Below are 18366 nucleotides of genomic sequence, written 5' to 3' on the forward strand. Positions count from 1 at the left end.
GAATGACCAGCAACGCCCTGTTCGAACCCTACGCCTTCGGCGAGCTGACGATCGCCAATCGCATCGTGATGGCCCCGCTGACGCGCAATCGAGCGGGCGCTGGTTTGGTCGCGACCGATCTCATGGCCGATTACTACGCCCAGCGCGCCACCGCCGGCCTGATCATCTCGGAGGCGACACAGGTGTCACGGCAGGGCCAGGGTTACCAGGACACCCCCGGCATCTACACGCCCGATCAGGTCGACGGCTGGCGCAAGGTTACGGACGCCGTTCATGCCAAGGGCGGCCGAATGATCGCCCAGCTGTGGCATGTGGGCCGGGTCAGCCATGTTGACCTGCAAGACGGCGGCGCGGCGCCCGTCGCCCCCTCCGCCATCCGCGCCCAGACCAAGACGGTGGTCAATAACGCCTTCGTCGACGTCTCGGAACCGCGCGCGCTGGCGTTGGACGAGCTGCCGGGCGTTATCGAGGATTTCCGAAACGCCGCGCTCAACGCCATCAAGGCGGGGTTCGACGGGGTCGAGGTGCATGGCGCCAACGGCTATCTGCTCGACCAGTTCGCCAAGGACGGCGCCAATGTCCGCACGGACGCCTATGGCAGTTCGGTGGAGAACCGCGCGCGGCTGATGATCGAGGTGACCGCGGCGGTGGCCGAGGCGGCCGGCGCCAACCGGACCGGCGTGCGGCTGTCGCCCGTCTCGCCGGCCAATGGCGTCTCGACCAGCGATCCCCAGCCGCAGTTCGACTACATCGTCGATCGCCTGAACGCGCTGGGCATCGCCTACATCCATGTCGTCGAGGGCGCGACGGGCGGTCCGCGCGATGTCGCCCCGTTTGACTTCGGATCGCTGCGCAAGCGTTTCGACGGCGTTTACATCGCCAACAACGGCTATGACCTGAACCTCGCTACGACCCGGCTGGCCGAGGGCAAGGCCGATCTGTTCGCTTTCGGACGTCCGTTCATCGCCAATCCCGACCTGGTCGGGCGCCTGAAGACCGGCAGGCCGCTCGCCGACCTCGATCCGGCGACGCTCTATGGCGGCGGGGCCAAGGGCTATACCGACTATCCGACGGCGACCGCCACCGTCGCCGCCTGACAAGCCACCCGCAGGCCGCGTCACGGGGCGGCTCCGACGGAACAAGGAGACGCCTGATGAAGGCCTATATTCTCGATCGTTACGGCAAGGGGCAGCCGCTCCGCCTGGGAGACTGGCCCGATCCCGTGGCGGGGCCGGGGCAGGTGCTGGTGGATATCCGCGCCGCCGCGCTCAACATGCTGGACGCCAAGATCCGCGATGGCGCGTTCAAGCCGATCCTGCCCTATCGCCCGCCCTTCGTCTTGGGCCACGATCTTGCGGGCGTCGTCTCCGGCGTCGGCCCTGGGGTGTCGCGGTTCAAGGTGGGCGACGAGGTGTTCGCGCGGCCCCGTGATCACCAGATCGGCGCCTTCGCCGAACGGATCGCAGTCGCCGAGGCCGATTTGGCGCCAAAACCCACTACCCTGTCGATGGTCGAGGCCGCGTCGCTGCCGCTGGTCGCCCTGACCGCGTCGCAGGTGCTGGTCGAGGCGGCTCGCGTCAAGCGCGGCGACAAGGTGATGATCCATGCCGGCTCTGGCGGGGTAGGCACGATCGCGATCCAATTGGCCAAGCATCTGGGCGCGACGGTCGCCACCACGACCAGCGCCGGCAACGCCGAACTCGTCGGCGGTCTCGGCGCTGATGTCGTGATCGACTACAAGACCCAGGACTTCACCGAGCGCCTGTCAGGTTACGATGTCGTGCTCAGCAGTCTGGAGGACGGAACGCTGCAACGCTCGCTGAAGATTTTGAAGCCGGGCGGCAAGCTGATCTCCATCTCCGGTCCGCCGGATCCTGCGTTCGCGCGGGCGCAGGGCATGAACTGGTTGATGCGGCAGGTGGTAGGACTGCTGAGCCGCAACATTCGGCGTGAGGCCGCGCGCCGCCAAGTCGAGTATTCCTTCCTGTTCATGCGGGCCGACGGCGGCCAGCTCGCCCAGATCGCGGCGCTCGTCGACAGCGGCGCGCTGCGCCCGGTCATCGATCGTGTCTTCGCGTTCGACGCCTTGAACGAGGCCATGGCCTACCTCGCGACCGGACGCGCCAAGGGCAAGGTCGTCATCGCGCGATGAGCATCCGGGCAAGACGACCGTAAAGGGCCGGTAATGGCCGTCGGGCGCCAGAAACGCCTGATGCCATTACCGGGACAGGACTGACTGAACCTACTCCGCCGCCGCCAGCGTCGGGGCGTAGCGGTTGGCGGGAAAATCAAGGCCCAGGCTCTCCCGGAAGGTCGTCCCCTCATAGTCCGCCCGGAAGAGTCCCCTCGCCTGCAGGATCGGCACGACCAGCTCGACGAAGGCCTCCAGTTGGCCGGGCAAGCTCTCGAACAGCACGAAACCGTCGGACGCGCGTTCCTCGAACCACCGCTGAAGGCTGTCGGCCACCTGCTCGGGGTCGCCGACGAAGTGGCCGCGCGGCGTGGCGAAGCGCAGGGCCGTCTCGCGCAGAGTCAGGCCTTCTTCCTTCACCGCTGCGACGATGCGGTTCACGGCGCTCTGGTTCGAGTTGGCCCCGAACTCGGCCGCCTCCAGTGGGAACGGGCCGTCCGGATCGTGCTGGCCGAAGTCGTATTCGTTGAACGGGCGGGCCAGCATCGACAGCGCGTTGTCCAGTGACACCAGCTCAGTCAGCTCTTTGTAGAGCGCCTCGGCCTCCTGCGCGCTGCGGCCGACGACCGGGCGGGCGGCGGGCAGCACGTGTAACTGGTCCGGATCGCGACCGTAGCCGGCGGCGCGGGCCTTGATGTCCTGGTAGTAGGCCTTGGCCGTGTCGATCTCCTCGTGGGAGACGAAGATGGCGTCGGCCCGCTTGGCGGCGAACGCCTTGCCGTCTTCGGACGCGCCAGCCTGGAAGATCACCGGCTGGCCCTGCGGCGAGCGGCTGATGTTGAGCGGCCCTTTCACCGAGAAGAACTCGCCCTTGTGATCCAGGGTGTGCAGCTTCTTCGGGTCGAAGAACTCGCCGCCCGCCTTGTCGAAGGTCAGGGCGTCGTCTTCCCATGAGTCCCACAGCCCCTGGACCACGTCCAGATACTCGCCGGCCAGGCGGTAGCGTACGTCATGGGCGTAATGCTTCTCGCGGCTGTAGTTGGCGGCGCTGCCCTCCAGCCAAGAGGTGACGACGTTCCAGCCTGCGCGGCCGCCGCTGATGTGGTCCAGCGAGGCGAACTGTCGAGCGACATTGAACGGCTCGCTGTAGCTGACCGTCAGGGTGGCCACGAGGCCGATATGGCTGGTCGCACCGGCCAGGGCCGACAGGATGGTCAGCGGCTCGAAGCGATTCAGATAATGCGGGCTGGACTTTTCGGTGATGTAGACGCTGTCGGCCACGAACAGGAAGTCGAACTTGCCCGCCTCGGCGACTTGCGCCTGGCGCTTGTAGAACTGGAAATCGGTGCTGGCCCCGGGATGGGCGTTCGGATGGCGCCAGTCGCCCCAGCCCGGGCCGACGCCGTGCAGGATGAAACCCAGCTTCAGTTGGCGTTGTGCGGTCATGGTCGTGTCCAATCTATTCGGCGGGAACCAGGGTGATGTCGCGGACGGCCTCAAGGACGGGGTCCGCCTCGGTGCGGACCAGCCAGTCGGGGCTGACGTCGACGAACCGGACGACCCGCTCGTGGTCGATGACGACGACGGCGGGCTGCGGCAGCTCCCAGGTTCCCGTGCCGGTCGTATCGCCGATGAAGCCGCCCTTGGCGCGCTGGGCCGCCTGGCTGGCCTCGTCGGCCGTGTAGAGGATGCCGAACCGGCGAGCGAGGGCGTTGTCCGGATCCGAGGCGACCTTGAAGCTCAGGTCGTGGCGGGTCTTGATCTCGCCCAGGCGCTCCGGAACCTGCGGGCTGACCGCCACCAGGGTCGCGCCCAGATCCCGCAGGCCGGGGGCCAGCGCTTCCTCGTAATACGGCAGAGCGATGTTGCAGGCCGGGCAGCCCGCGAAACGAAAGAACACCAGCACGGCCGGCCCGCGCTGGATCAGCGCCTCCAGCGGCAGGTCTCCACCTTCCACGTCACGCAGCACGAACGGATCCAGGCGGTCGCCGACCTGGATCCATCGCGCGGTATCGGCCGTCTCGACCAGCGTGCGCCGTTGGTCGACATTGATCTTCAGCGCTGCTGGGTCCCAGGTGCGCACGCGCTCGGCGTGCAGGTCGGCCAAGCGTTCCTTCAGGCTCTTGCGGCTCATGTGGAGCATCCTTCCTCAGTGCGAGCGGTCTTGGCGGCGGCGATATCGATCGCCTGCAGGCGGGCGCGCTCGAAGATCGCTCCCATCCGCCAGTGTTGGTTGGTGTGGGTCGCCGCGTGTTCGCCCCAGCCGTGGTCGCGCCGGAAGGCGCCCAGTTGGCCGGACGCCAGGGCCCGCTCGGCGGTCACGCCCGCGACCCGGTCGGTCTCGGGCCAGACGAACAGGGCGTCGGCTGGACAGTGGAGCTCGCACAGCAGGCACGTCTGACAGTCAGCCTGGGCCGCGATCACCGCCTTGCCGCCCGCCCCCAGCGCCAGTACATCACTGGGACAGGCCTCGACGCAGTCGCCGCAGCCTGAGCAACGATCCTCGATGACGACCTCGATCATCAGGCCACCTCCGCCTGCGTCGGCGCGGGCTCGAAGCGGGTGACGACGCGGTCCAGCCCCTGCGCCCGCTGACGGCTTGAGAGGCGCGGATCCAGGCCCGGCGCATCCTCGCGGCGGTGCATGCCACGGCTCTCGCGCCGCGACAGGGCGGCGGCCTTGCTCCAGCGCCCGGCGGCGACCAGGGCGGCGGCCTCCCGCAGGCGCAGGCCCGCCCGGCCTTCGGCCCGGCCATGATCGGCCAGCTCCTTCCAGATCTCGTCCAACCGCACCATCGAAGCGGCCAGCGCCTCGCCCTGGCGGAAGATGTTCTTGTCGTAGGCGTTCAGTTCCTCGCGCACGGCCTGGACGGCGCCCGCTGTGTCGACCACCCGAACGCCGCGCCGCGGGGCCAGGCCGGTCTGGCCCGTCGCGATCGCCAGGTCGGTCTCCCGCGCCCCGGTCGAACGCGCTCGCCGCGCCGCCGCCGCGCCCGCCCACTGGCCCGACGACAGGGCCCAGGACGAGTTGACCGCCCCGCCGCCCGAGATCGCGCCGGTCACCAGCTCGCGGCTGGCGTTATCGCCCGCGACATAGAGACCGGGCACGGCGGTCTGGCAGTCGTTGTCGTCCACGCGCAGGCCGCCGATCCCGCGCACCGTGCCCTCGGCGTGCAGCACGACCTCGAAGCGCTCGCCATACGCGTCGATCCCCAGGCGCGCGAAGGGCAGCACGAAGTTGGGCTGCACCTGCGGCATCACCGCGCGGATGTCGGCCGGCACGCGGTCCAGCCGGCAGAACAGCGGCCCCTTCAGCAGGGCGCGCGCCAGGTGCGGGGTGACCTCCGGACCGTTCGGGATGTCGAGTTCGCGGTCGTCGGCGTCGAACCAGCGGGCGAAGCTGTAGGCCATGGAGCGGGCCATGTTCGTGCCGGCCAGGGCGGGCGTGTAGTAGTTGGTGAACTCCATGCCCGAGAGGTCGGCGCCGGCCTCGACGCCCATCAGCAGGCCGTCGCCAGTATTGGTCGCCGAACCCAGCAGGCGCGAGGCGAAGGCCGTGCCGCCCGCCGCCAGCACCACCGCGCCCGCCCGGATGGTCCACGGCCGCTCGCCGCGCAGGGCGATCCCCGACGCGCCGGCGATCGAGCCGTCGCCATGGCGCAGCAGCTGCAGCGCCGGATGGTGGTCAAGGATCCTGGCGCCCGCCGCGACCGCGTAGGCGCGCATGGCCCGCATGTACTCAGGGCCGCGCAGCGCTCGGTACTGGACCTCGCCCCGGTCGTCGGTAGAGAACGCGTAGTGGTCGGCCAGACCCGGAAGGCTGCTCCAGGTCAGGTCCAGGATCCGGCGCATCCAATCCGGATCGCCCAGGCCTAGTGAGCGCTTCAGCCGGTCGGTGACGGCGGCTTCACGGCGATCCGGAGGCGCCCACCAGTGGCCGGGACCGGCCGTCGCGGTGACACCGCTGGTCCCGCAATGCCCTTTGTCGACCAGCACGACGTCCGCACCTTCGCGCGCCGCCGCCACAGCCGCCCATGCGCCGGCCAAGCCACCTCCGATGACCAGAACATCCGTCGCCAGGGACAAGGACGCGATCATGCCAGGGCCCCGTTGAACGAGGTGTCGAAGGCGCGGGCCACGTCGCGGTCCGAAGTCACCGTTCCCGCCGCGCGAAAACGGTCGAGCACCGCCCGCGACTCCTGGACCGCCTCGTTCCCCAGCGGGGTCGGCAGGATCCGATACTGGCGGACGGTGTAGAGCGCGACCTCTTCGGAGAGGCCGGTCTCGCGAGCCAGCACCTTGCCGAAGGCGTCCGGATTGTTGGCCGCCCAGCGCCGCGCCGTCGCCAGGCGCTTCAGAAAGTCTTCGATCTGCGGACGCTTCTCGGCGATCGCCTTCTCGCTGGCGGCCTCGTATCCGAACCCGCTGAGCAAGCCGTCGCCGTCGATCAGGATCCGTGCGGCGTCGTGCAGGCGAGCCAGCGCGACATACGACCCCCACGTCACCCACGCGTCGATCGATCCGGCTGTGAAAGCCGCCTTGGCGTCGCCGGGATTGAGGAAGGCGATCGACACGTCCGTGGGCTTCAGGCGAGCGTTCTCCAAGACCCGCAGCAGCAGGTAGTGGCCGATCGAGCCACGTCCCGTGGCGATCTTCTTTCCGCGCAGATCGGCCGGGGATCGGATCGGCGAATCCTTGCCCACGAGGATCGCCGTCGCGGCCCCGCCGCTACGGCCGGCCTGGACGGCCTTGATCCTGGCGCCGCCGGCGTAGGCGAACAGGAAGGGCGCGTCGCCGGCCTCGCCGAGGTCCACCGCCCCGGCGCTGACCGCTTCGAGCAGCGGCGCGGCGGCCGGGAACTCGCTCCATTCGATCTCGTACGGAACGCCTTCCAGCGCTCCAGACGAAAGCAACAAAGCCTTGGTGCCGCCCCGCTGGCTGCCGACCTTGAGGATAGGCTGGCCGCCGGCGTTCTTGGCGCAGGCGGCCAAGCTCGCGGCCAGGCCTCCGAAGGCGAGACTGGCGATGAGCTGACGTCGATCCATCGCGCCCTCCCTCAGAACTGTTGGGTCAGGCGGGCGTAGTAGTAGCCGCCGGTGATGCCGAAGGGCGAGAAGATGCCGAACTGGCCCGTGCCCTGGTCGGCGTTGAGAATCCCGATCTTGTCGGGATGCTTGTCGAACAGGTTGTTGGCGCCGATCGCGATGTTGGTCGATGGCCGGACCTGCCAGGCGATGTCCAGATCGGTGATCCACTTGGGATTGAAGGTCCGGTCCAGGCTCGCCGAGGCGCCGGCCTCGGTGTAGCGGCCAAAGCGGGTGTTGCGTAGGCTGGCGCTCCAGGCGCCGCGCGACCACTGGGCCCCGACGATGATCTTCTCGCGCGGCGTACCGATGGTCAGGTCGGCGATCTTCTGGCGGTCGAACAGGACGAGGTTGGGGTTCACCGCCGTCAGTACGGCGGGTGTGACCTTCAGCTCGGTGATCTTGGTCTTGTTGAAGGCGTAGGCGGCATTGAGATTCAGTCTGCCCAGGTCGCCGAGGCTGAAGCCGTACTCGCCCACGAAATCGAGCCCGTTGGTCCGGGTCGAGACGGCGTTGGTATAGTAGGTCGCCGTCAGTCCCTGCGGGAAGCGCGCCAGCAGCGGCGCGAGATCGGCTCGCGAGGACAGCTGCGCGACCGAGAGATCAAGGTTACTGGTGTCGACGATCCGGTCGTCGATCTGGATCTCGTAGGCGTCCAGCGTCAGTCGCAGACCGGCGACCGGCTCGGCGGTCACGCCGAAGCTGTAGTTGGTCGAGGTCTCGGGCTTCAGCGGCTCGGCGCCCAGCGCCTTGGCCTCGGCGCTGTCGGTGCGCAGCACCTTGGTCGGGAAGGTCAGGTACTCGCCCGCCACGCAGGGGGCGCCCCGGAAGATGTTGTTCGGCGCGGCCGGGCACAGGCTGCCATTGATGGTCGAGGTGGCGAATAGCACCTGGCCCAGCGATGGAGCGCGGAAGCCGTTGCTGACCGTGGCGCGCACGGCGTAGCTCGGCAGGAATTCCCAGCGCGTGGTCAGCTTGCCGCTGAAGGTGTCGCCCACGCCCTTGCCGTACTTTTCGTAGCGGCCGGCCAGGCCGACGTACCAAGTGTCGGTGACGTTGGTCCCGACATCGACATAGGCCGCGCCGCTGTGGCGATGGGTCGAGCCGGCGTCCTCCGGCGCGGTGCCGGCGTAGGAGGCCAGACCCGGGTTCGGGCGCAGGCCGGCGAACGGCTGGCCGGCCGGGATCACGTAGTCGCCAACGACGTAGGACGCCTCGTCTCCCGCCTCGATCAGGAAGCGCTCGTAGCGGTGCTCCAGCCCCCAGGAGACCTGCAGCGGGTTTTTCAGCCAGCCCGGCGTCACCTCGCGGGTGGCGTCCAGATTGTTGGTCCACTGCCGGAATTCGTGCGTCGACAGGTGGAAATAGGTCGGACTGGACGGGCCCAGCGTGGCGTTCAGCGTGTTCTGGCCGTCCAGCTGCGCGTGGTCCTGGGCCAGGGTGGTCGACAAGTCCCACGCCCAACCCGCCGCCTCGCCGCGCGCGCCGAAGCTGGTCTGGAAGTCCAGCTCGAAGATCCGCCGATAGGCGTTGAAGCCGTCCGGATAGACCTCGGGCAGCGCGTTGCGGCTCAGCGGTCGACCGGCCGTGACACCGGCCACTGGAGCTAGGTTCGGCAGGAAGCTGCCGGTGTTCTTCCGCGACGACCGGTGGCTGAGCGTGCCCGACGAATAAAGCTTCAGGTCCCGCCAGGGCAGCTCGGCGTTGTACGAGGCCGCCAGGATGTCCTCCTCGCCCGGCCCGTAACTCAGGCCCCAGGCGTCGCGGTCGGCCGTGGCGTCGCGCGGGTCTGGCGTGACGGTGGTGACACCGCCAACCGTCGTGACTGTGGGCTGGTAGATGTACTGGGCGCGCGAAGGAATGGCGCGAGTGGCCGCCTCGTTGTTCTTCCAGTTCAGGGCCAAGCTGAGGAAGCCGCCAGTCTCGCCCAGCGGCCGCCCCCAGTTGAGCGTCGCGGCGCGAGTGTCGCCGTCGCCCAGGTAGTTCTGGCCGCCGGTGTAGCTGAAAGAACCGCCTTCGGAATCGTCCTTCAGGATGATGTTGACGACGCCGGCGATGGCGTCCGAGCCGTACTGGGCCGAGGCCCCGTCGCGCAGCACCTCGATCCGCTCGATGGCCGAGGCGGGAATGAAGTCGAGGTCGACCGGCGCCCCGCCTCGACCGACGCGGGCCAGGTTGTTGATCAGGGCGGTGCCGTGGCGGCGCTTGCCGTTGACCAGGAACAGGGCCTGGTCGCCGTTCAAGCCGCGCAGGGTGATCGCCCGCACCGTCCACGAGGTGCCGCCACCGTTGAGGCCCGGCAGGTTGAACGACGGGATCAGAGTGTTGAGCACCTCCTTCAAGCCCACCTTGCCGGTAGCCAGGAGTTGCTCACCACCGATCACGTCGACGGGCGCGGGGCTGTCGGCGACGGTGCGCCGCACGCCACGCACGCCGGTGACGATAACGCTCTCAAGCGCCACCGCGCCGCCAGCTTCGGCGGCCGCGGGAACGGGCGGCGCTGCCGCTGTATTCTCGGCGCGAGCCTGGCCTCCCAACGCCAGAACCGAGGCGCAGGTCATGAGCGCAGCGTGGTGTTGGAGCTTGCGGTGTCGCTGTCGGGCGGCCACGCAGACATACAAAAAAGGCAAAAGTCTATCCCCCGCGCCCGGCGGATCGCCGGGCGTCGTCGTTAATTCGTGGATTGGAAAGTGTTCCCGCCTGACGCTCGGCTCAGGCGGGCTCGCGCTCGCGATACGGGATGTCGTCGCTGCCGATCAGCACGCGTTCCATGACCCGTGGGAAATCGCCATAGTCACGCACGGCGTAGTGCAACCCGGCCCGGTTGTCCCACAGGGCGACGGAGTTGGGTTTCCAGCGGAAGCGGACCTGGTGCTCCGGCCTTTTGACTTCATCATAGAGGCGGGCGAGCAGCGCGCGGCTTTCATCCGGCGCCAGGTCGACGAACTGCGGCTTCAGGCTGAAATTGATCCAGAAGATCTCCTCCCCCGTCTCCGGATGCGTGCGGATCGCCGGATGGGCCACCAGCGGATAGCGCTCGCCGGCCTTGGACAAGGCGTCCTGGTAGTCGTGGATCACGTAGAGATCGTCGATCCGTGCCTTCAAGTCATCGGGCAGGCCTTTCCAAATGGCGTGCCCATCGGCCCAGATCGTGTCGCCGCCGACTTCCGGGATGTGAACCGCCTTCAACACGGCCCCGAACGACGGGTTGATCCGCCAACTGGTGTCGGTGTGCCAATGGTTGTCACGGATGTCGTACTTCTTGAGCGCCTCGGCGGAGATCGGCTGCACGGCGCGATGGGTCTCAACACCGCCCACCGGATGGGCGTAGACCTCGCCGAAATTGGCTGCGAAGGCCAGTTGCTGGTCGCGGTTGATATCCTGGTCGCGGAAAAACAGGACCTTGTGGCGCAACAGCAGTGCCTTGAGGGCGTCCCGCTGCAGGCGATCGAGCTTCTGGCGAAGATCCACGCCTCCGATTTCGGCTCCAATCGTAGGGCTGAGCGGCGTGACGCTCAGGTCGGCGCTCTGGATCTTGTCGCGGATGGCGCTCATGGAAACCTCCTTGGAAGCCGCCCCCTGGGCCGGCGACGGCACCATGGCCGGAGGCTTTAAATTGAGCGACCTAGTATTTCTTTGAACAAATTCAGAGTTTTATATATCGCCCGAAGCCATAAGCCGCATTTGCGCGACGCATATGGGCGATGCCGATTGCAAGTCGGTGCGGACGACGGGCAGGAGCCCGCTGATCACAGAGTTCAGCTGGACACGTTGCGCGGCGCCTGTCCCGTCATCGTCGATACGAGGTTCAGCGGCGCCAAGCCTGCCCGGCCAAAATTGTTCTCGGAATTTGGCCTCAGATCTCCCGATCTCTAGAGTTGTCCCAGAAATCTTGAGCTCCACGGCGGCGCGCACGCACCCATTTCGTTCTCTTAGTCCTAGCGCCAAGACCAAAGCTGAGCTGATCTACCGGCGATATTTGTCTGGAGCCGCCACAAAACCGGTGGTCGTCAATACTTGAAGATCTGCGACATTATGACCTCGGACATTGGAAACGCCGCCGCCAAACAAAGAACCTTCGTCAACTTTGCTCAGGCCCCATGGTGCCGCGACGAAGGGTGCGCGGGGGACTGGCCTTGAAATTCATCGACCGCTGGAAAATCTCGACCAAGATCCTGACGGCTTTGACCCTCCTGGCCTTGGCCTTCACCGCCTCGGCGACCTACAGCAGCGTCGCCCTCAAGAAGGCGGACAACGCCACAAGGGCGCTGGTCGCTCATCGCGCGCCGGCCGCGCTCGAACTGGCGCGCGTCGGCCGCATGGTCAACGTCATCGGCTACGCCACCTATCGCGTCGTCGCGGAGGACGGCCCGACCCCGGCGGCGCGCCAGGCCAGGGCGGACATCGACGGGTCGACAGCCCAGTTGCTCAAGAATCTGGAAATCGCCGAACGGCTGCTGCCCGAAAACGCGGCCACCTACAGGACGTTCGCGGCGCAGGCGAACCAGATCGCCGGACTGGCCGATCGGGCGGCCGACCTGGCTCTCGCGGGTCAGGACGACCAGGCCAAGCGCGTCATGACCCAGCTCGACCCCAAGATCGTGGGAATGACCAAGGAGATTGTCGCGTTCAACACCACGGCCGCGGCCAGCGACGACAAGGCCGTGGTCGATCTCAGTTTGTCCACGCACATGTCCATAGCGACAAACCTCATCCTCGCGATCGGCGGCATCGCCTTGGGCGTGGGCGTCGGCCTCTGGGTCGCGATCGGCAAGATCGCTCGACCCCTGAATGTTCTTTCCGAACGTATGCGCCGCCTGGCCGGGGGAGACCTTGAGGTGGTCGTCGAGGCTCAGGACCGTGGCGACGAAGTCGGCGGCATGGCCCGCGCGGTCCAGGTCTTCAAGGAGAATGGCGTCAAGGCCAAGGCGCTCGAGTGCGAAGCCGAACGGCTTCGCACTGCCTCGGAAGAGGAACGGCGTGTTCACGAAGCCGCTCGAGCCATAGCCGCCCGCGAACAGGCGCGCGCCATCGAACAGGTCGGCGCCGGCCTGTCGAAGCTTTCCGGCGGCGATCTCACCTACCGCCTGACCGAGGCCTTCGCAGCCGACTACGTCAAGCTTCGCGAGGATTTCAACACGACCGTCGAAACCCTTCAGGCGACGATGGAAGAGATTTTCGGCAACAGCCAGGGCATCCGGTCCGGCGCTGGCGAGATCACGGTGGCGTCGGACGACCTGTCCCGCCGCACCGAGCAACAGGCCGCCAGCCTGGAGGAAACGGCCGCCGCCCTCGAGCAGATCACCGCGACAGTGAAGAAGACCGCCGAAGGCGCGACGCACGCCCGCACCGTGGTGGCCGCCGCCAAGCTCGACGCCGAGACGGGCGGCGAGGTGGTCGGCAAGGCGATCGTGGCGATGAACGCCATCGAAACCTCTTCCCAGGGCATTACCCAGATCATCGGCGTCATCGACGAGATCGCGTTCCAGACCAACCTGCTGGCCCTAAACGCCGGTGTGGAGGCCGCCCGGGCGGGAGACGCCGGTCGCGGCTTCGCCGTCGTCGCTCAGGAGGTGCGCGCCTTGGCCCAACGTTCGGCCGAGGCCGCCAAGGAGATCAAGACCCTCATCGCCACATCCACCGGCCAGGTCAGCGCCGGCGTCGATCTGGTGGCGCAGACCGGAAAGGCCCTGGAGCGCATCGTCGGCCAGGTCTCGCAGATCAACAGCGTGGTCAGCGAGATCGCGGCCTCGGCTCAGGAGCAGTCCGGCGGTCTTCAACAGGTCAATGTCGCGATCAACCAGATGGACCAGGTCACGCAACAGAACGCCGCCATGGTGGAGGAAAGCACCGCGGCGAGCCACGCCTTGGCCCGGGAGGCTCAGGACCTGGCGCGACTGATCGGTCGGTTCAAGGTTGGCGAACAGGCCGCTCGGGCAGCGGTCGCCGCACGGATTGTGCGCCAAGCCAGCTGACCCGATACCAGGGCCGCCTTGAAACAGCCCGGCCGGGACCCGCCGATGCTGAAGGCCGGCCTGCCGGTCGAGGTGGCGGCGCCGCTGCGCAAGCGTACGGCTCTGCGGTATCTGGTCGAGCCGCTGCAGCAGCGGATGTTCCGCGCTTTCCGAGAACAGTGAACGCGGCCTGCGTTCGTGTCTGCGCCGAAGCTAGGCGTGGGCCGAAACCCGTGCGAGGCGGCACAGCAGGCGATCATAGGTCGAGCGACGGATCGGCCGCCCCGTCCGCAACCGCGTCCAGGTCGTCTCGCTGACGCCCAGCACCTCCTGGAGGCAGACCTTCGTCACCGCCGGAAGCGCGGCGCGAAAGGCAAGGACCTGTTCCTCGTCGACGAGAACCATATTCATCAGATGCGCTCCTAGATTCGAATGGCCGGGCGCCGCCTCCCCGGCGACGTCCGCGCGCAAGGTCAGGGCTTGAGGATCCCGGCCTTGAGCTTGGCGCCGCCGCTCAGGGCCAGGTCATTGGAAGCGCCTCCGACGCCCACCTGGTAGCGGCCGGCGTCAATCACCCAGCGCCGAGCCTTGGCGTCAAAGCGACCTAGCAGGCGGGCGTCGGCGGTTAACGTAAGGCGGCGCGTTTCGCCGGGCTTCAGGTCGACCTTGTCGAATCCGATCAGCCGCTGGACCGGCTTGCCCGCCGCGTCGGTCAAATAGACCTGAGGCGCGTCCTTGCCAGCCCTCTGTCCTATATTGGCGACATCGAAACCGACCGTCAGGGTGTCGCCGCCGGTCACCTTCAGGTTCGAATAGGCGAACTGGGTGTAGGACAGGCCGTAGCCGAACGGGAACAGCGGCTTCAGGTCGGTCTGGGCGAAGCGGCGATAGCCGACGTCGGCCCCCTCGGTATAGACGACGTCGAACTGGGTCTTTTCAGGTACGCCACGGCCCGGCAGCGCCTCCCGCGGATATTGCGCCAGGGACGCTGGAAAGGTCATCGGCAGGCGGCCTGAGGGATTGACCGCGCCGAACAGTACGTCCGCGATCGCCTCGCCGCCCTTGACGCCCGAGTACCAGGCCTCGACGACCGCGCCAGCTTGGCCTAGCCAGGGCATCGACACCGGACCGCCGGTCTGCAGCACCACGATGGTGTTGGGATTGGCGGCCGCGACGGCGGCGATCAGGGCGTCCTGGCCGTTCGGCAAGGACAGGTCCGCCGCGTCCTCCCCCTCGCCCATCCACTGGTTGCCGAACACCACGACAATGTCGGCCGCCTTGGCGGCGGCGACGGCGGCGGCGATGTAGCGGCCGTCGTCGAAGGAGACCTTGGCGTTCGGCGCGGCCTTGCGGATGGCGGCCAGGGGCGAGGACCCGTTGAAATACTCGCTGCGGAACGGTCCCATCATCCCCTCGCCGCCCAGCGGGACCACGCGCTTCGCGCCGCCCGGCGGCACCACCTGGGACGAACCGCCGCCTGACAGCACGCCGGCGTCGGCATGGCCGCCGATCACGGCGATGGTCTTGGCCGTGGCGGCCAGGGGCAGCAGCCCGTCGCGGTTCTTCAGCAGCACGATGCCCTCGGCCGCCGCGGCCCCGGCCACCTCGGCGTTGGCCGCGTAGTCTATAGCGCCGCCCGGCAGCACCGGCTTGTCGAACAGACCCGCGGCGAACATCGAGCGCAGGATGCGGCGACTGGCGTCCGACACCCGCGCGGCCGGTATTTCGCCCTTCTCCACGGCGGCCTTCAGCGGCGCGCCGAACCAGACCTTGGCGTCCAGCTGTTCTCCCGATTGCTGGTCGAGTCCCTTGGCGATGTAGTCGGTGGCGTGGACTGCGCCCCAGTCCGACATCACCCAGCCCTTGTAGGCCCAGTCACCCTTCAGCACCGTGTTCAGTAGGTGATCGTTGCCGCAGCTGTAGTCGCCATTGACCAGGTTGTAGGCGCACATCACCGAGCCGGGCTGCCCCTTCTCGATCGCGATCTGGAAGGCCAGCAGGTCGCTCTCGCGATGCGCCGCCTCGTCGATCACCGAATTGGCGAAATGGCGGCTGGTCTCCTGGCCGTTCAGCGAGAAATGCTTGATGGTCGAGACGATCCCCTGATCCTCGATCCCCTTGATCGACGCCCCGGCCAGGTTGCCGGCGAGCCATGGGTCCTCGCCGAGATATTCGAAGTTGCGGCCGTTGCGCGGATCGCGCGCCAGGTTCACACCGCCGGCCAACTGGACATTGAACCCCTTGGCCCGCGCCTCGCGACCGACCACCGCCCCGCCTTCGTAGGCCCGGCGGGTGTTGAAGGTCGCCGCCAGCGACAAACCCGATGGCAGGGCCGTGGCTCCGTCGCCCGGCCGCACGTCGAGGGGGTTGGTGACCCCAAGGCTGGCGTCGCTTTCCTGAAGGGCCGGCACGCCCAGGCGCGCGATCCCCGGGATGTAGCCGGCCGAGCCGATCGCGCCCTCGGGCTTGGTGATCCCGAAGATCGGCATCGACATCGGCCCATGCAGCAGGCCGATGCGCTCGTCGAGGGTTAGTTCCTTCTCCAGCAGCGCCGCGCGCTCGTCCGGCGACAGCTTGACGTTCATCCAGGGTTGGTCGGACGGTCTGGCAGCCTGCGCCGACGTCGCGACCAGGATGGCAAGGCTTGAGACGAGCGTGAAGGTGCGAATGGTCATGACAGGCCCCGTGTTTCCTCCGGCCCCTCCGCGGAGGCCTTACTGCCGGCGGTCTAGGAACCACAACGACAACGTTGTCGTACGAGACCACGACAACGTTGTCTATAGGACAAGAAAAGACACCGCTGTCGGAGATTCGGTCGCCGGATTGGGATCATTGCGCCACAACGGGAAAGCCCAACCTTGCGGGGAGGCCGTTGATGGCCCTCCCCGCGCCGCCTTGGACGATCTGGGCGGTCGCCAGGCCTCGCAGAGCCGAACGCCGACGCGCCAGAAGCCGCATGATGTGACCCTCGCAGAGCCTCATCATGCGGCGCTCCACGCCAGCGCGGGAGAGGTCGATTCGCAAGCAACGCCCTCGTGGAGAGGCGGGGCGCCGCTCCTGGTCAGAACTTGGCGCTGAGCACCAGGCGCACGTCGCGGCCCGGCATCAGGACCGAATCCTTGTTCAGCGCGGTGGCGTTGCGGATCGTTTCGTCGGCCAGGTTGTGGCCGACGAGCGTCAGCGCGATCCCCGGCTTGGCCTTGAACGGTTTCCAGCGGACCTGGGCGTCAACGGAGGTGTAGCCGTCGGTGGCCAGGTCGGCCACACCGACATGGTCCTGCGAGGACACCGCCAGCACGAGGAAACTGGCGTCGACGACGTCGTTGTCCCAGTCGAGACCGCCCCCGAACCGGCCGGGCTGGATGCGCGGCACGTCGCCGCCGCCGCCCGTGAACTTGGCGCGCACATAGTCGCCCAGCACCTGGCCCGACAGCTTGCCGCCGCCCACCGACGCCAGCGGGAAGAACGCCTTGGCCTCCAGGCCCCAGAAGTTGGCGTCGCGCTGGCCGTAGTTGAGTTCCTTGAGCTCGCCGTCGCCGCCGGCCTCGCAGACGCCGCTCTCGTCGCACAGGCGTCCGGTCAACGCGCCGTAGATGTAGTTGTCGAAATGCGCGGCCCAGGCCGAGGCCTCGATGCGGCCTTCTGAACCGAGTTTGTACCGCGCCGTCGCCTCCAGGGAGTTGGCGCGCTCGATCTTCAGTTCCGGGTCGCCGGTCTCGAACGTCGCCGGGCCGTCGTGCGGCCCCCGGGCGAAGAGTTCCGTCTGGGCCGGGGCCCGAGCCGCCGAGGCGACCGTCAGGCCCAGGCGCAGGGCGTCGGAAGCGTCGTAGGTGAAGCCGGCCGACAGGCTGAAGGGCGTGAAGTCGCGGCTCGTCTCGATTCCCGTGGTTGGCGTGCCGTCGATCTTGATGTGCTCGACCCGCGCCGCGCCCTGGAACTGCAGGGCGCCGACCGGGGCCTCCACGAAGGCGAAGGCCGCGACGCTCTGGGTGTGGGTGGGCAGCAGGTAGTCGGCCCCTTCGCCCAGCGCGCTGAACTTGCGGTCCTGGAACTGGACGCCGAGCGCCGAGGCCGAAAGCGGCCCCGTGGCCCCGAACAGCGCCTCCATCCGGCCGTCCCACTCCTTGTTGTTGAAGGTCGACAGGACCGCGTTGGTCTCGGGGTCGATCTCGCTGTGGGTGTAGTCGGCGTAGCCGGCGTCGACGTTGATCCGTTGCAGCAGGCCCTGGCTGAACTTGAACGACCCACCGACGGCGCCCTTGTCCTGCTTCATGCGGATGAAGGTGTCGTCGGACGGAATGCCGTACCGCGCTTCGTAATGCGTGCCGCTAGCGCCGATGCGGCTGTCGTCGCCGAAGAAGTAGGACGCGCCGCCCGAATAGCCGTTGCCCCGGAAGAACGAGTTCGGCTGGACGCCATCGGGCGTGTCGTAGCTGCTTGCCCGGCGCCCGAAACCGTCCAGGTGAACCGCGAACGGTCCCTGCCCTGCGTCGAGGCTGACCGTACCCTCGCCGGTCGACGAACTGGTGGAATAGGCCGCCGTTGTTTCCCCCTCGATCCCGTCTATCGGCTTGAGCGGGATGCGGTTGTTGATGACGTTGACGACGCCGCCGATCGCCTGGCTGCCGTAGCGCAGGGTGGCCGCGCCGCGCACGACTTCGATCTGCTGGGCGGCCAGCGGGTCGATCGGTACGCCGTGGTCGGGACCGACGTCTGAGACGTCCGAGCTGGACAGACCGTTCTCGGCCAGCTTCACGCGTTGCGCGTCCATGCCGCGGATCACCGGACGGCTGGCGCCGGCCGCGAAACCTGTCCCGGCGACCCCGGGCACGTTGCGCAAGGCGTCGGCCAGGCTGGCTCCGCCGTTGCTGAGCACCTGATCGCGGCTCACCTGCTCGACGATGGTCGCGAAACGGTCGGGATCGCCCGCCAGGGGCGAGGCGGTGATCACCACCTCGGACACCGAATGACCCAGATCCTGGGCTACGGCTTGGTTGGCGCAGGCCAACAGCCCCCCGACTCCGGCCGCCGCCAGCAACATCGTACGCAGTCGCATTTGATCCTCACAAAAGAATGCTCGCGGCTGGCTTATGTTATATCGTAACAGCCTCCAAGCGGATTTTTGAACCTGCGAGAAGACGGCGGGGTTTGCGACGCTTTTAGGCATCGCAAACCCCGCTCGATCGCTGTTTGACGCC

14 protein-coding genes are annotated in these 18366 nt (G+C 67.7%); 4 read left to right on the forward strand and 10 right to left on the reverse strand.

Annotated elements, in window-relative coordinates:
- The first annotated feature begins 2 nt into the window (after window positions 1-2).
- Together G3M57_RS13530 and G3M57_RS13535 are read left to right on the forward strand one after the other, a co-directional pair.
- Window positions 3-1097 carry an alkene reductase gene (locus G3M57_RS13530; protein WP_163231114.1) on the forward strand — a complete coding sequence of 365 codons (1095 nt, stop codon included), beginning with the start codon at window positions 3-5 and terminating at the stop codon, window positions 1095-1097.
- Window positions 1098-1153: 56 nt separating this feature from the next.
- Entirely contained in the window at window positions 1154-2152 is a 999-nt protein-coding gene (locus tag G3M57_RS13535) for an NADP-dependent oxidoreductase (protein WP_163231116.1), read from the forward strand.
- A gap of 90 nt (window positions 2153-2242) precedes the next feature.
- Here G3M57_RS13535 and G3M57_RS13540 read toward each other — a convergent pair whose 3' ends face one another.
- The 7 genes from G3M57_RS13540 to G3M57_RS13570 form a co-directional block, all read right to left on the reverse strand.
- On the reverse strand, window positions 2243-3577 hold the full coding sequence (locus tag G3M57_RS13540; protein ID WP_056750505.1) for an LLM class flavin-dependent oxidoreductase: 1335 nt from the start codon (window positions 3575-3577) through the stop codon (window positions 2243-2245).
- A gap of 13 nt (window positions 3578-3590) precedes the next feature.
- Entirely contained in the window at window positions 3591-4265 is a 675-nt protein-coding gene (locus G3M57_RS13545) for a peroxiredoxin-like family protein (RefSeq protein ID WP_163231118.1), read from the reverse strand.
- Window positions 4262-4654: a 4Fe-4S dicluster domain-containing protein gene (locus G3M57_RS13550; RefSeq protein ID WP_163231120.1), complete on the reverse strand. Its 393-nt coding sequence runs from the start codon at window positions 4652-4654 to the stop codon at window positions 4262-4264. The genes G3M57_RS13545 and G3M57_RS13550 overlap by 4 nt, the downstream gene beginning before the upstream one ends.
- Window positions 4654-6228: an FAD-dependent oxidoreductase gene (locus tag G3M57_RS13555; protein ID WP_163231122.1), complete on the reverse strand. Its 1575-nt coding sequence runs from the start codon at window positions 6226-6228 to the stop codon at window positions 4654-4656. Before G3M57_RS13555 ends, G3M57_RS13550 begins: the two co-directional genes overlap by 1 nt.
- Entirely contained in the window at window positions 6225-7175 is a 951-nt protein-coding gene (locus G3M57_RS13560) for an ABC transporter substrate-binding protein (RefSeq protein WP_056750493.1), read from the reverse strand. Before G3M57_RS13560 ends, G3M57_RS13555 begins: the two co-directional genes overlap by 4 nt.
- Window positions 7176-7186: 11 nt before the next feature.
- Window positions 7187-9775 (reverse strand): TonB-dependent receptor plug domain-containing protein, encoded by a 2589-nt coding sequence (locus G3M57_RS13565; RefSeq protein WP_163231124.1) that lies wholly within the window; start codon window positions 9773-9775, stop codon window positions 7187-7189.
- Window positions 9776-9926: 151 nt separating this feature from the next.
- Window positions 9927-10769: a TauD/TfdA dioxygenase family protein gene (locus tag G3M57_RS13570; RefSeq protein WP_163231126.1), complete on the reverse strand. Its 843-nt coding sequence runs from the start codon at window positions 10767-10769 to the stop codon at window positions 9927-9929.
- A 644-nt stretch (window positions 10770-11413) separates the two neighbouring features.
- Between G3M57_RS13570 and G3M57_RS13575 the strand changes: the two genes are divergently transcribed.
- Together G3M57_RS13575 and G3M57_RS13580 are read left to right on the forward strand one after the other, a co-directional pair.
- Entirely contained in the window at window positions 11414-13189 is a 1776-nt protein-coding gene (locus G3M57_RS13575) for a methyl-accepting chemotaxis protein (RefSeq protein ID WP_163231128.1), read from the forward strand.
- Between the two features lie 18 nt (window positions 13190-13207).
- Window positions 13208-13351: a hypothetical protein gene (locus G3M57_RS13580; RefSeq protein ID WP_156402056.1), complete on the forward strand. Its 144-nt coding sequence runs from the start codon at window positions 13208-13210 to the stop codon at window positions 13349-13351.
- Between the two features lie 30 nt (window positions 13352-13381).
- Here G3M57_RS13580 and G3M57_RS13585 read toward each other — a convergent pair whose 3' ends face one another.
- The 3 genes from G3M57_RS13585 to G3M57_RS13595 form a co-directional block, all read right to left on the reverse strand.
- Window positions 13382-13579, reverse strand: coding sequence for a hypothetical protein (locus G3M57_RS13585; RefSeq protein WP_056750485.1), 198 nt, complete (start codon window positions 13577-13579; stop codon window positions 13382-13384).
- A 62-nt stretch (window positions 13580-13641) separates the two neighbouring features.
- Window positions 13642-15843: a beta-glucosidase gene (locus tag G3M57_RS13590; protein ID WP_163231130.1), complete on the reverse strand. Its 2202-nt coding sequence runs from the start codon at window positions 15841-15843 to the stop codon at window positions 13642-13644.
- 386 nt (window positions 15844-16229) lie between these two features.
- Complete coding sequence (locus tag G3M57_RS13595; protein ID WP_163231132.1) at window positions 16230-18224, reverse strand: TonB-dependent receptor; 1995 nt, start codon at window positions 18222-18224, stop codon at window positions 16230-16232.
- Window positions 18225-18366 lie beyond the last annotated feature (142 nt).

The organism is Caulobacter rhizosphaerae (assembly GCF_010977555.1).
GTDB classification, from domain to species: domain Bacteria; phylum Pseudomonadota; class Alphaproteobacteria; order Caulobacterales; family Caulobacteraceae; genus Caulobacter; species Caulobacter rhizosphaerae.